The 12257-nt window shown below is 64.9% G+C and carries 14 protein-coding genes; 11 read left to right on the top strand and 3 right to left on the bottom strand.

The window, feature by feature from the left end:
- Nucleotides 1-276: 276 nt before the first annotated feature.
- The 9 genes from lptF (at nt 277) to BCCGELA001_RS38345 (ending at nt 9686) form a co-directional block, all read left to right on the top strand.
- Nucleotides 277-1446: an LPS export ABC transporter permease LptF gene (gene lptF, locus BCCGELA001_RS17155; RefSeq protein ID WP_060735862.1), complete on the top strand. Its 1170-nt coding sequence runs from the start codon at nt 277-279 to the stop codon at nt 1444-1446.
- A complete protein-coding gene (lptG, locus tag BCCGELA001_RS17150) occupies nt 1443-2540 on the top strand; it encodes an LPS export ABC transporter permease LptG (protein ID WP_060735861.1) in 1098 nt (365 codons plus the stop codon). The genes lptF and lptG overlap by 4 nt, the downstream gene beginning before the upstream one ends.
- The gene (locus BCCGELA001_RS17145) at nt 2540-5026 is read left to right on the top strand and encodes an LPS-assembly protein LptD (RefSeq protein WP_060735860.1); all 2487 of its coding nucleotides are present in this window, start codon (nt 2540-2542) and stop codon (nt 5024-5026) included. The genes lptG and BCCGELA001_RS17145 overlap by 1 nt, the downstream gene beginning before the upstream one ends.
- Nucleotides 5027-5095: 69 nt before the next feature.
- The gene (locus BCCGELA001_RS17140; protein WP_060735859.1) at nt 5096-6031 is read left to right on the top strand and encodes a SurA N-terminal domain-containing protein; all 936 of its coding nucleotides are present in this window, start codon (nt 5096-5098) and stop codon (nt 6029-6031) included.
- Entirely contained in the window at nt 6031-7056 is a 1026-nt protein-coding gene (gene pdxA / locus BCCGELA001_RS17135; protein ID WP_060735858.1) for a 4-hydroxythreonine-4-phosphate dehydrogenase PdxA, read from the top strand. Before BCCGELA001_RS17140 ends, pdxA begins: the two co-directional genes overlap by 1 nt.
- Complete coding sequence (rsmA, locus tag BCCGELA001_RS17130; protein WP_008551745.1) at nt 7056-7913, top strand: 16S rRNA (adenine(1518)-N(6)/adenine(1519)-N(6))-dimethyltransferase RsmA; 858 nt, start codon at nt 7056-7058, stop codon at nt 7911-7913. The genes pdxA and rsmA overlap by 1 nt, the downstream gene beginning before the upstream one ends.
- Nucleotides 7914-7935: 22 nt before the next feature.
- Nucleotides 7936-8994, top strand: coding sequence for an alcohol dehydrogenase (locus BCCGELA001_RS17125; protein ID WP_060735857.1), 1059 nt, complete (start codon nt 7936-7938; stop codon nt 8992-8994).
- Nucleotides 8995-9068: 74 nt separating this feature from the next.
- Nucleotides 9069-9305 carry a hypothetical protein gene (locus BCCGELA001_RS17120; RefSeq protein ID WP_060735856.1) on the top strand — a complete coding sequence of 79 codons (237 nt, stop codon included), beginning with the start codon at nt 9069-9071 and terminating at the stop codon, nt 9303-9305.
- A gap of 210 nt (nt 9306-9515) precedes the next feature.
- On the top strand, nt 9516-9686 hold the full coding sequence (locus tag BCCGELA001_RS38345; RefSeq protein ID WP_008551746.1) for a hypothetical protein: 171 nt from the start codon (nt 9516-9518) through the stop codon (nt 9684-9686).
- Nucleotides 9687-9747: 61 nt separating this feature from the next.
- On the opposite strand, the gene BCCGELA001_RS17115 is transcribed toward BCCGELA001_RS38345, so the two are convergent.
- Nucleotides 9748-9975 carry a hypothetical protein gene (locus BCCGELA001_RS17115; RefSeq protein WP_144441337.1) on the bottom strand — a complete coding sequence of 76 codons (228 nt, stop codon included), beginning with the start codon at nt 9973-9975 and terminating at the stop codon, nt 9748-9750.
- A gap of 75 nt (nt 9976-10050) precedes the next feature.
- Nucleotides 10051-10788 carry a Crp/Fnr family transcriptional regulator gene (locus BCCGELA001_RS17110; protein ID WP_060735855.1) on the bottom strand — a complete coding sequence of 246 codons (738 nt, stop codon included), beginning with the start codon at nt 10786-10788 and terminating at the stop codon, nt 10051-10053.
- A 158-nt stretch (nt 10789-10946) separates the two neighbouring features.
- Between BCCGELA001_RS17110 and BCCGELA001_RS17105 the strand changes: the two genes are divergently transcribed.
- Together BCCGELA001_RS17105 and BCCGELA001_RS17100 are read left to right on the top strand one after the other, a co-directional pair.
- Nucleotides 10947-11177 carry a hypothetical protein gene (locus tag BCCGELA001_RS17105; protein ID WP_008551757.1) on the top strand — a complete coding sequence of 77 codons (231 nt, stop codon included), beginning with the start codon at nt 10947-10949 and terminating at the stop codon, nt 11175-11177.
- Nucleotides 11178-11194: 17 nt separating this feature from the next.
- Nucleotides 11195-11896, top strand: coding sequence for a Crp/Fnr family transcriptional regulator (locus BCCGELA001_RS17100; RefSeq protein WP_060735854.1), 702 nt, complete (start codon nt 11195-11197; stop codon nt 11894-11896).
- Between the two features lie 36 nt (nt 11897-11932).
- On the opposite strand, the gene BCCGELA001_RS17095 is transcribed toward BCCGELA001_RS17100, so the two are convergent.
- The gene (locus tag BCCGELA001_RS17095; RefSeq protein WP_008551761.1) at nt 11933-12253 is read right to left on the bottom strand and encodes a low affinity iron permease family protein; all 321 of its coding nucleotides are present in this window, start codon (nt 12251-12253) and stop codon (nt 11933-11935) included.
- Nucleotides 12254-12257 lie beyond the last annotated feature (4 nt).

Below are 12257 nucleotides of genomic sequence, written 5' to 3'. Positions count from 1 at the left end.
AACGGCGATTCACTGAGGCACCCTACTATGGGCCAGCCGCCCCGCCGATGCCAAGCACCCCCGTGGCTGAGGGGCCACAACGAGCGAAATATTAACCATATGTTGAGGGTGCCACGGCGCAGCCATTTTGTTGACGGATCAAAGGGATGGTAGTGAGAGAGTAAGCCGGCAGAACAGATGGGCTGGCCGTCCCTTGGGGATCCCATTGCGGGATTGGGGCGGGCAGCCGGTTTCGGGCCGGCGTTGGGGTCTTGGTGGGGATTCGTGCGGTAGCGCATGGGGTCGATCGATAGGTATATCTTCCGCACGACGCTGGCGTCGTTTGCGCTGGTCCTGGTCAGCCTCACCGGCGTGATCTGGATTACGCAGGCGTTGCGCGGCATCGACCTGATGACGAGCCAGGGTCAGACCATCCTCACCTTCCTCGGCATCACCAGCCTCGTCATTCCCGCCCTCATCCTGATCATCTCGCCGATCGCCCTGATGATCGCGATCTCGCACACGCTGAACAAGCTGGCGACCGATTCCGAGATCATCGTGATGAATGCGGCGGGCTTCTCGCCGTTCCGGCTGTTCTATCCGTTCTTCTACGCCACCTGCGTGGTCGCACTGCTGGTCGCCTTCATCGCGGCCTATCTCGCCCCCGACGGCATGCGGCGGATCAAGCAGTGGGACGCCGAGATCACTGCCGACGTGCTCACCAACATCCTGCAACCGGGCCGCTTCGCCCAGCTCGACAAGAACCTGACGATCCGAATCCGCGAACGCCTGCCCGGTGGCATCCTCGCCGGCATCTTCATCGACGACCGCCGCGATCCGAACGAGCGCATCTCCATCGTCGCCGAGCACGGTGAGGTCGTGAAGAACGGGACCGGATCGTTCCTGGTGCTGGAAAGGGGTAATCTCCAGCGCTTCGAGGCCGGCAAGCGCGATCCCGCGCTGGTGGCGTTCGGCCGCTACGGCTTCGACATGTCGAAATTCTCGGGCCAGGGCCGCGACGTCACACTCGGCATCCGCGAGCGCTATCTATGGGAGCTGCTCTCCCCCTCCGAGGACGATCCCGTCTACAAGCAGATTCCCGGCCAGTTCCGCTCGGCCCTGCACGATGGCATCCTGGCGCCGATCTATCCATTCGCCTTCGCCGTGCTGACCTTCGCGTTCCTGGGGGCCCCCCGCACCACCCGCCAGAGCCGCAACTTCTCGATCGCCTCCTCGATCATCGCGGTGTTCGGCCTGCGCATGGCCGGCTTCGCCTGCTCGGTGATGGCCGTGAAGTCGCCGGGCGCCGTGCTGGTGCAATATGCGATGGTCTTCGGCGCCATCGGCCTCGGGCTCGCGATGATCGTCGGCGGCCTCGTGGTCGAGCCGCCGCCCCGCCTGATGGAGGCCATCAACAGATCGAACGCGCGGATCGCGCGGCTGTTCGGACGGCCGGCCACCGCATGAGCATGCTCACCAACACACTCGGGCGCTATTTCGCCGGCCGCTTCGTGGTCGCCGCGCTCGGCGTGTTCGGCGGCATCTTCCTGCTGCTCGTGCTGGTCGACTACATCGAGATGGTGCGCAAGACCTCGGGCCTTGCCTCGGCATCGGCACTCATGGTGGCCGAGACCTCGCTGTTTCGGGTGCCGCAGCTGCTGGAGAAGCTGACGCCGTTCTGCATGCTGATCGGCGCCATGACCTGCTATCTCGCCCTCTCCCGCCGGCTCGAGCTCGTGGTCGCGCGCGCCGCCGGCATCTCGGCCTGGCAGTTCATCTCGCCGGCGCTCGGCAGCGCGCTGCTGATCGGCGTGATCGCCACGGTCGCCTACAATCCGATGTCGGCCAATTTGCGCGAGCTGTCCAAGCGCATGGAGGCGGAGCTGTTCGGCTCGGCGCCCGGCGGCGGCATCCAGGATGCCTCCGGCTTCTGGCTCAACCAGGTCACTAGCGACGGCCAGACCATCATCAATGCGGCGCGCAGCGAGAAGCAGGGCGTCCGGCTCACCGGTCTCACGCTGTTCCGGTTTGACACAGAGCAGCACTTCAAGGAGCGGATCGAGGCGCGCGAGGCAACGCTCGAGGCAGGCCATTGGCTGTTCAAGGGCGTTCGCCGCTTCTCGCTGGACTCGCCGCCGGCCGACCAGGCGACCCTCGAGATTCCGACGACGCTGACCGAGGCGCAGGTCCGCAACAGCTTTTCCACACCGGAGACTGTGTCCTTTTGGCAACTACCGAGCTACATCCGCTCCTCCGAAAGCTCGGGCTTCGCGACAGCAGGCTACCGACTCCAGTATCAGAAGCTTCTGGCGCAGCCGTTTTTGCTGGCAGCCATGGTGATGTTGGCGGCTTCCGTATCGCTGCGCTTCTTCCGGATGGGCGGCGTGCAGAAGATGGTTTTGAGTGGCGTGGGCGCAGGCTTTCTGCTCTACGTTCTGTCGAAAGTAACTGAGGACTTGAGCAAGGCTGAGTTGATGCATCCGATCGCTGCGGCGTGGTTGCCCGTTGTGGTGGGCGGCCTCACCGGCTTTTTGGCCTTGCTCTATCAGGAGGACGGATAGTGAGTGCCGTCCACCGAGGGCTCGTGTCTCGTTCGACGCGGCGCACATCGGTGCGGCCGAACGGGTGCGGCTTGTCCGTCCGCAGGCTGCTGCTCGCCGTCGTCACCGCCGCCTCGCTCGGCGGGTTGATCGACGTCGCCGCCGTGGCGCCGGCCTCCGCCCAGACCTTCACCTACAATCCGCTGCCTCCGCGCCCGAAGCCGGCGCCTGCGCCCCACGACAACCAGATGCTGGTGCAGGCGACCGAGGTCGACTACGACTACAACAACTCGCGCGTCTCGGCAGTCGGCAACGTCCAGCTGTTCTACAACGGCACCAGCGTCGAGGCCGACCGGGTCATCTACGACCAAAAGACCAAGCGACTTCATGCCGAAGGCAACATCCGCATGACGGATGCCGACGGCAAGATCACCTATGCCGAGATCATGGATCTCTCCGACGATTACCGCGATGGTTTCGTCGATTCGCTGCGCGTGGACACTGCCGATCAGACCCGCATGGCCGCCAGCCGCGCCGACCGCTCCAGCGGCAATTACACGGTGTTCGAGAACGGCGTCTACACGGCCTGCGCGCCGTGTAAGGACGATCCGAAGAAGCCGCCGCTGTGGCAGGTCAAGGGTGCTCGCATCATCCACGACCAGCAGGAGAAGATGCTGTATTTCGAGACGGCACAGCTCGAATTCTTCGGCGTGCCGCTCGCCTACATGCCCTATTTCTCGACGCCCGACCCGACCGTGAAGCGCAAGTCGGGCTTCCTGATGCCCGGCTACTTCCCGGGCACGACGAACACCGGCCTCGGCGCCGAAGTTCCCTATTATTGGGCGATCGCGCCCGACATGGACGCGACCTTCACCCCCCGCTTCATGTCGCGGCAGGGCGTAATGCTGCAGGGTGAATTCCGTCAGCGCCTGATCGACGGCGCCTACCAGATCCGCGCTTACGGCATCAACCAGCTCGATCCCGGAGCGTTTGCCGGGCAGCCCGGTGACCGCGACTTCCGCGGCGCCATCGACACCAAGGGTCAGTTCGCGCTGAACGACAAATGGGTCTGGGGCTGGGACGGCGTCCTGATGTCCGACTATTATTTCTTCTCGGACTACCGCCTCTACCAGTACCGCGATCCGCTCGGCTCGTTCCTGCTGCTGCCGACGGAAGCGCTGTCGCAGCTCTATCTGACCGGCGTCGGCAATCGCAGCTTCTTCGATGCGCGCACGATGTACTGGCTGAGCTATTCGGGCAACCAGAGCCAGGTGCCGATCGTTCATCCGGTGATCGACTACTCGAACGTGCTGAACTATCCCGTCTTCGGCGGCGAGTTCAGCTACAAGACCAATTTCATCAACCTGTCGCGTGACGAGGCGGTGTTCGATCCGATCACGACGATCGCCAACACCAACAGCCTGTGCGCGACGGCGTCGGCCGATCCGCTGGCTCGGACGCCCTCGCAGTGCCTGCTGCGCGGCTTCCCCGGCACCTACACCCGCTTCACCGCGGAAGCACAGTGGCGCAAGTCCTTCACCGACCCGTTCGGCCAGATCTGGACGCCGTTTGCCAGCCTGCGCGGCGACGCGATCAATTCCTCGATCTCCAACCAGCCGGGCGTGTCGAACTACCTGCCCGTCGGCGACACCCAGGCGTTCCGCCTGATGCCGACCGTGGGCCTGGAATACCGCTACCCCTTCATCAACATTCAGCCCTGGGGCTCGACCACGGTCGAACCGATCGCGCAGATCATCATCCGGCCGAACGAGACCTATGCCGGCAAGCTGCCGAACGAGGACGCCCAGAGCATGGTGTTCGACGCCTCGAACCTGTTCAGCGTCGACAAGTTCTCCGGCTACGACCGCGTCGAAGGTGGCGGCCGGGCCAATGTCGGCGTGCAATCCACCACGCAGTTCGACAAGGGCGGCGCGGTCAAGGTGCTGTTCGGCCAGTCCTACCAGCTGTTCGGCATGAACTCCTTCGCGGTCCGGGACAGCATCAACACCGGCATCGATTCCGGCCTCGACAAGCCGCGCTCCGATTACGTCGCGAGCGCCAGCTATTCGCCCAACCGCACCTACACGTTCAGCGTCCGCTCCCGCATGGACGAGCAGACCTGGAACGTGCAGCGCTTCGAGGCGGAAGGCCGCGCCAATTTCGATCGCTGGTCGGTCGCCGTGCTGTACGGCAATTACGCGCCGCAGCCGGAACTCGGCTATCTCACCCGCCGCGAGGGCATCCTGACCTCGGGCTCGATCAAGGTCGCCGCCAATTGGGTGGTGCAGGGTTCGGCGCGCTGGGATCTCGAGGCCAACAAGATCAACCAGTATGTGGTCGGCGCCGGCTATGTCGACGATTGCTTCGTGCTGGCGGCCAACTATGTAACTTCGTATAGCTATTCCGCGGGCACCGCCCCGCCCGTGCTGAGCCATGCGTTCATGTTCCAGATCGGCCTGCGCACGCTGGCGACCTCGTCGACGAGCAGCAGTTCCGGCCTCCAGTGAGCTGTTTGAATTGCCGGCCGCGTTCGCCCCGATCGCAGACTCAACGCGGCTGACATGCGAGCGACAACCATGACGATCCCATTGCCTGTGTTCCGCCTCCTGCTCGTCCTCGGTGTGGGACTGATCATGACGGGCCTGCCCTCGCCGTCGCGCGCACAGAACATCGTGCTCATGGTCAACGGCGAACCGATCACCGATTTCGACATCGAGCAGCGCTCCAAGCTCGATCAGCTGACGACCCAGAAGGTTCCGACGCGGGAGCAGGTGATCAATGAACTGATCGACGACAAGGTGAAGATGAGGGAGGGCAAGAAGTACGGGGTCGATCCCGGCGTCTCCGACATCAACCAGTCCTACGAAGGCATGGCGCAGCGCATGCGCATCACGCCGGATCAGCTCACCAAGTCGCTCGAATCCAAGGGCGTGCGCCCCGAGACGCTGAAGGCCCGCATGAAGTCCGAGATGGTCTGGACCAGCCTCGTGCGCGGCCGCTACAAGGAGAAGCTGATGGTCGGCGAGCGCGACGTCGCGCAGGCCGTCCAGGCCCAGACCGGCGAGAAACTCCAGATCGAGGGCACCGAATACAAGATGCAGCCGATCGTGCTGATCGTGCCCCGCGGCTCGTCTCCGGCATTCCTGGAAACGCGCAAGAAGGAAGCCGAGACCTATCGCTCGCGCGTCGCAAGCTGCGCGGAAGCCAACTCGCTGTTCCGCTCGACCCCGAACGCCACCATCCGCGACACCGTGACCAAGACCACGGCGGAACTGCCCGAGCCGCTGCGCAAGGTGCTCGACGACACGCCGATCGGCCGTCTGACCGCGCCCGAGATGACCAAGAACGGCATCGAGATGGTGGTGCTGTGCTCACGCAAGCCGACCATGATCGACACGCCGAAGAAGCGTGAGGTCCGCGAGAAGATGTATCAGGAGAAGTACGAGAAGACCCAGAAGGCCTATCTCGACGAGCTCCGCAAGGCGGCGATGATCGAATATCGCAACCGCTGATGGCCGAGTCCTCTTCAGAGCGCCCGGCAAGGCCCCTCGCCCTGACCCTGGGAGAGCCCGCCGGCATCGGTCCCGACATCACCATCGCGGCCTGGCTCAGGCGCCGCGAGTTGGACCTGCCCGCCTTCTATCTGCTCGGCGACGAGGCGCTGATCGCAAGGCGCGCCAAGGCGATCGGCGCCGACATCAGCATCGCCGCGGTCAATGCCGGCAATGCCGAGGCTGCCTTTGCCGACGCCCTTCCCGTGGTTGCCACCGGCGAGCGCGTCACCGCCGAGCCCGGCAAGCCCGACGCATCGAGCGCGCCGGCCGCGCTCGCCTCGATTCGCCAGGCGGTCACCGACGTCCGCGAAGGACGCGCCGCCGCCGTCGTCACCAATCCGATCGCCAAGAGCGTGCTCTATCGCGCGGGCTTCCGCCATCCCGGCCACACCGAATACCTCGCCGAGCTCGCAGCCGTGGACGGCCGCGTGCCGCAGCCGGTGATGATGCTGTGGTCGCCGCGGCTCGCCGTGGTGCCCGTGACCATCCACGTCTCGCTGCGCGAGGCGCTGGCCCAGCTCACGAGCGAGCTGATCGTCTCGACCGTCCGCATCGTCGCGACCGAGCTCCAATCCCGCTTCGGCATCACGAAGCCGCGCATTGCGGTCTCCGGCCTCAATCCGCACGCCGGCGAGGACGGCTCGCTCGGCCATGAGGAGCAGACCATCATCGCGCCGGCGCTGAAGCTGCTGCGCAACGACGGCATCGAGGCCCGGGGCCCGCTGCCCGCCGACACCATGTTCCACGAAGCCGCGCGCAACACCTATGACTGCGCGGTCTGCATGTATCACGACCAGGCGCTGATCCCGATCAAGACGGTGGCCTTCGACGATGCCGTCAACGTCACGCTCGGCCTGCCCTTCATCCGCACCTCGCCCGATCACGGCACCGCCTTCGACATCGCCGGCACCGGCAAAGCCAATCCGGCCAGCCTGATCGCGGCGCTTCGCCTGGCGAGCCGCATGGCGGCGGCGACGCTCTGATGAGCGCGATCGACGACCTCCCGCCGCTGCGCGAGGTCATCCGCCAGCATGCGCTGTCGGCCCGAAAATCGCTGGGGCAGAACTTCCTGCTCGACCTCAATCTGACCGCGCGCATCGCACGTGCGGCGGCGCCGCTCGAAGACTGCACCATCGTCGAGATCGGCCCCGGCCCGGGCGGGCTGACGCGCGCCTTGCTCGCGCTCGGCGCGCGGCGCGTCATCGCTATCGAGCATGACGAGCGCGCGATACCGGCGCTGCAGGATATTTCCGCGCGCTACCCTGATAGACTCGAGATCGTGCATGGCGATGCCATGACCTTCGACCCGCGTCCGCTGCTCGATGGCGAACGCGCAAAAATCGTCGCCAACCTGCCCTACAACATTGCGACCCAGCTCCTGATCAACTGGCTCACGATCGAGCCCTGGCCGCCCTGGTATGAGATGATGGTGCTGATGTTCCAGCGCGAGGTCGGTGAGCGCATCGTCGCCCGCGAGGACGAGGAGGCCTACGGCCGTCTCGGCGTGCTCGCCAATTGGCGCTGTGAGACCAAGATCCTGTTCGACATCGCGCCGTCCGCCTTCGTGCCGCCGCCGAAGGTCACCTCCTCCGTCGTGCGCCTCACACCGCGTGCAGAACCTTTGCCCTGCGATCGCAGACTGCTCGAACAGGTCGCCGCCGCGGCCTTCGGCCAGCGCCGCAAGATGCTGCGGCAAAGCCTGAAATCGCTCGGCGCCGATCCCGCGCGGCTCGCGCAAGCGGCCGGCGTCGATGCGACGCGGCGCGCCGAGACCATTCCGATTTCCGGCTTTGTTGCCATGGCCTGCGAATTGGCGGATATACGAAAGCAGGCTGAATAACAGGAATTTCGGAGGAAGGAATATGGCGCTGATGCGCAGGCAGTCCCTGGTCAAGTTCGACGCGCCCTTGTGCGAGACCATCGTCGACACGCCCAAGCCGCAAGGCCGCGAAGTTTTGGTGCGCATCGAGCGCTGCGGCCTCTGCCACTCCGATCTCCACATCCAGGACGGCTATGCCGATCTCGGCGGCGGCAAGAAGCTGGACACCACGCGCGGCATGACGCTGCCCTTCACGCTCGGCCACGAGATCGCCGGCGTCGTCGACGAGGTCGGCCCGGATGTCGAAGCCGGTCTCGTCGGCACGAAGAAGGCGGTGTTTCCGTGGATCGGCTGCGGCCAGTGCCGCGACTGCCAGAACGGCGACGAGAACCTCTGCGTCAAGCAGCGCTTCCTCGGCGTCTCCATCGACGGCGGCTTCGCCACCCACGTGCTGGTGCCCGACGCGAAATATCTGCTCGACTATGATCCCCTGCCCGTCAACCAGGCCGCGACCCTGATGTGCTCGGGCGTGACCGCTTACGGCGCGCTCAAGCGCCTGGTCGACCGTCCGCGCCAGCGCAATTTGCTGCTGATCGGCCTCGGCGGCGTCGGCATGATGGGCCTGTCGTTCGCGCAGGCGATGTTCAAGCAGCCGATCACGGTCGCCGACCTCTCGCCGGCAGCGCGCGACACCGCGCTGAAGAACGGCGCGGCTGTTGCCTACGATCCGGCCGAGCCAGACGTGATCAAGCGCATCCTCAAGGAGACCGATGGCGGCTTCGACGAGATCGTCGATTTCGCCGGCAACGAGAAGTCGATGGCCTTCGCCGTCGCGGTCGCCGCGCGCGGCGGCAAGATCGTGGTCTCCGGCCTGATGGGCGGCCAGTTCACGCTGCCGATGGTGCAATGGGTCTACAAGCGCATGACCATCGAGGGCTTCATGGTCGGCACGCTCACTGAGGCCCACGAGCTGATGGCGCTGGCCCGCGCCGGCAAGATCAAGCCGACGCCGATGCGCGAGGAGCCGATGGGCGACGTCCAGAAATGGATCGACGAACTGCGTGCCGGCAAGGTCGTCGGCCGCATCGTGCTGAAGAACTGACAGCCCTGCGGCGGGCCCGACGCAAGTCTCGCCCGCCGCAGGGAACGCCTGCGGCCGGCCTGCGTTGGCTGCGCATGTCGATCCGATGCACAGTCGAAAGCGCATTCTTCATTGCCTGGAGCTGTCTGGAGAAGAGCGGCGAGCTCGGTTCTCCGGACGAGAGCGCCAACGTCATTCTCGACGCCATCGAAGCGCAGCTTCGGACCGGCGAACGCCGGCAGCTGATGCTCGCCAACAGGGCGATCGACATCTACCGCGCGCATGCGGCCAAGAGCGACAACGCCGGGAAACGTGAAGCGCGCCTTGGCTGATCGTCCTTCGCGACGCGGTTGATGGCCGCAAGCCTTCGTATGTTCACCGCTACCCCCAGCCGGGCGCGGGCCGTAGGGGGCCGGATTCCCGTAGTTCTCCGGCCGAGAACAAAGTTTCATTGAGCCTCGAATAGATGACGTCGAATAAGGAACGTCGCGAACGTTGATCGCGTTGGTCTCCCGTCACGCAATGAAGGAGCGACTGACGTGATGACCCTCGGCCGATGGTACGATCCCATCTCGGAGCGCTGGATCGAGCCGCGCGACAGGCGCACCGCGACGTCGCCGCGTGCGGAAGACGATGCCGCCTTCGAATCTCGCAGGACCCCGCAGGTCGACCGCATCTGGCGCGCGCTGGTCGATTGCTGCGCGCGCGATTGAGGCGGTCGCAAGTCGGAACGAGAGCGCCGCCGTAGATAGCGGCGACCACCCCGCTGGCGCTTTACTTCTTCTTGCCGTCGGTCCGGTTCTCTCTCTTGGACATATCCTTCATGCCGGACCGATTGGCCCGGTTCGCATTCATGCCGGTGGTGTCCATCGCGCCTCTTTCGGTGGCGCCGTTGGTGTTCTCCGGCCTTTCCATGCCGCTCTGCGGCACGGGTCCGGTGTTCTGGGCGATGGCAGGCCCGGTCATGGCGGCAAACGTGACCGCAGCGATGAGCGCTTTCATGAGCATCTCCCTCGTCCCAGAAATGACGTGCCGAGGAGGAAGTTGTTCCCCCTCAAGCTGGGTGCCGGCCGCGGCTCAGGGCGGCGGCGAGGACTGACGCTTCAGGTGCAGATAGGCCGGACTGAAATCGCCGAGCCGCTGCAACTCGCGCCATTTCAGCACGATCAGCTCGCCCTCGCGAAGATCCATCGCCCCACTCCGCCGGAGGTCGGCGAGTGTCCGGTTCACGGTTGCGATCGCCATGCCCAGCGTCTCGCCAAGCTGGGCGAGACTGATCGGCATGCGGCAGCGATTGGCGCGGACGAGTTGCGCGGCGCGGGCGCGGTAGAACAGCTCGCAGAACAGATGTGCCATGCGCGTCTGCATTGGCCGCGCGCTGTTGTTGGTGATGGCCTCGCGGAAGATCGCTGCATCGAGCAAGGTTTCGCGCCAAACCGCCATCCCGAAAACCGGCCGCCGCCGGAACGCGGCGAACAATTCGCGATGCGGGATGAAGGCGACCGACGCCGGTCCCAGCGCACTCAGCCCATGGTCCATCTCATCGATGAACAGGCCCTGTGCGTCCGGCAGGTCGCCGGTGAAATGAAACGCGAGATATTGCCGGCGACCACTGCCGAGCAGATGGTAGCGAGCGACGGCGCCCGAGACGACCAGCACCGAATGCTCGGGCTTATCGCCCTGGCGGATGAAATCCTCGTTGGGCTCCAGATCACGAAGGTTGAAGGTCAGTTCCCGGATTTCGGCGATATCGTCCTCGACCAATGGGGTGTGCTCGCACAGGTTCCGGATCAGCACATCGTGGGCTTTGTCCATGAGACCGCCAAAAATCCCGCCGGTTCTATCAAATGATACATCCGGCCTACGTACAGCGGACTAGAACGCTTATCGGAAGCACAGGTTGCTAATCGATTTGCGACATCGCCGAGTCGCATCCGTCCCATCCTCCGAAAGCGGGCTTCGCAGCTCTTCTCATGACACCACCGACCATCCTGGAGCGCATTCGCTACCTCTTTGCATCGGAACAAAATCAGCATCTGGACCGCATCAGCGATGCCTTCCGGAACGGCACCCTGCAAGAGCCGGCAAATCCGATGTCCGATCAGGAACTCGCCCGCGCCATCCGCGAGTTCCGCGCTAAGCCCGTCTCCGATTGGACGATCGCAAAACTCTCGCGTCGCTTCGTCGAAGTGCCCGATCGCTGAGGCGCATATCCGGTCTCATGCCGCATCCGAAGTTCATCACGCGTCTCCAGGCGATCGAAGGCCTTTCCGACGAGGAACGCCGGCAGATCGCCGGCCTGCCCTCAACGCTGCGCCCAGTCGCGGACGGTGAGATCGTTCTGCGCCAGGGCGAAGGCGCCTCGCGCAGCGTCTTCGTCGTCAGCGGCTTCCTCTACCAGGCGCGCATCGTCGGCGACCGAAGCCAGATCCTCGCCTTCCACGTGCCCGGCGACATGCCTTGCCTGCACACGTTGCTGGTCTCGCCGATGGATGCAGATCTCGTCAGCCTCGGGCCTTCCATCGTCGGCTATGTCGCGCACGGCGTGCTCCGGCAGCTTCTCGATGGCTCCATCCACCTGACCCGCGCGTTCTGGCGCGAGACGCTGATCGATGCGGCGATCTCGCGGCAATGGATCGCCCGCCTCGGCGCGCAGGCGGCGCTGCCCAAGGTGGCGCATCTGATCTGCGAGCTCGCCGCGCGGCTGGAGATCGTCGGTCTCGTCGCCGACGGCTGCTTCCAGATGCCGATGACGCAACGGCACGTCGCCGACGCCTGCGGATTATCGATCGTCCACGTCAACCGGACCATCCAGGAGCTCAGGCATCGCGGGTTGATCGCGTGGGAGGGCAGCGAGATCGAACTGCTGCAGCCCGATGAACTGCGCAAGCTCGCCGATTTTAGGCCTGACTATCTGCGCTGAACGAGGCGTATGATGGCGGTCTGGGTGCGCGACGCATCATCCAGAACGCCGAATCTCCTCCCGCTGAGACTCGACCTCTTCGGCGTCCTCATCGTCGACCGTCATCACATGCTCACGGCCGGCGACCTTGAGCAATTCATCGAGCTTGGCATGGATCGCCTGGGTGTCGCGGTGCTCGGCGCGTTGGATTACCAGCGTCATGCCCCATGTCGCCAGGGTGGCGAAGGAATGCCATTCGAGCCCGTTGCCGACCGCGATCCAGGCAATGCCGTAGATGAGGAACACCGCAAACGCGGCCGGTCGCGCTGTGGCAACGCCAATCTCGGTGAGCCAGCCTCTTGATTTCGGAAGGGACATGCAC

This window comes from Bradyrhizobium sp. CCGE-LA001, assembly GCF_000296215.2.
Lineage (GTDB): Bacteria > Pseudomonadota > Alphaproteobacteria > Rhizobiales > Xanthobacteraceae > Bradyrhizobium.
The sequence above is the reverse complement of the archived record's forward strand: the minus strand, read 5'-3'. Positions and strand labels throughout refer to the sequence as shown.

What these genes read in the sequence shown, in the direction of transcription:
- lptG (WP_060735861.1), top strand. Translation starts at nt 1,443, where the DNA reads ATGAGCATGCTCACCAACACACTCGGGCGCTATTTCGCCGGCCGCTTC.
- BCCGELA001_RS17105 (WP_008551757.1), top strand. Translation starts at nt 10,947, where the DNA reads ATGACACCACCGACCATCCTGGAGCGCATTCGCTACCTCTTTGCATCG.
- pdxA (WP_060735858.1), top strand. Translation starts at nt 6,031, where the DNA reads ATGGCCGAGTCCTCTTCAGAGCGCCCGGCAAGGCCCCTCGCCCTGACC.
- BCCGELA001_RS38345 (WP_008551746.1), top strand. Translation starts at nt 9,516, where the DNA reads ATGACCCTCGGCCGATGGTACGATCCCATCTCGGAGCGCTGGATCGAG.
- BCCGELA001_RS17140 (WP_060735859.1), top strand. Translation starts at nt 5,096, where the DNA reads ATGACGATCCCATTGCCTGTGTTCCGCCTCCTGCTCGTCCTCGGTGTG.
- BCCGELA001_RS17120 (WP_060735856.1), top strand. Translation starts at nt 9,069, where the DNA reads ATGTCGATCCGATGCACAGTCGAAAGCGCATTCTTCATTGCCTGGAGC.
- lptF (WP_060735862.1), top strand. Translation starts at nt 277, where the DNA reads ATGGGGTCGATCGATAGGTATATCTTCCGCACGACGCTGGCGTCGTTT.
- BCCGELA001_RS17115 (WP_144441337.1), bottom strand. Translation starts at nt 9,975, where the DNA reads ATGAAAGCGCTCATCGCTGCGGTCACGTTTGCCGCCATGACCGGGCCT.
- BCCGELA001_RS17100 (WP_060735854.1), top strand. Translation starts at nt 11,195, where the DNA reads ATGCCGCATCCGAAGTTCATCACGCGTCTCCAGGCGATCGAAGGCCTT.
- BCCGELA001_RS17125 (WP_060735857.1), top strand. Translation starts at nt 7,936, where the DNA reads ATGGCGCTGATGCGCAGGCAGTCCCTGGTCAAGTTCGACGCGCCCTTG.
- rsmA (WP_008551745.1), top strand. Translation starts at nt 7,056, where the DNA reads ATGAGCGCGATCGACGACCTCCCGCCGCTGCGCGAGGTCATCCGCCAG.
- BCCGELA001_RS17095 (WP_008551761.1), bottom strand. Translation starts at nt 12,253, where the DNA reads ATGTCCCTTCCGAAATCAAGAGGCTGGCTCACCGAGATTGGCGTTGCC.
- BCCGELA001_RS17110 (WP_060735855.1), bottom strand. Translation starts at nt 10,788, where the DNA reads ATGGACAAAGCCCACGATGTGCTGATCCGGAACCTGTGCGAGCACACC.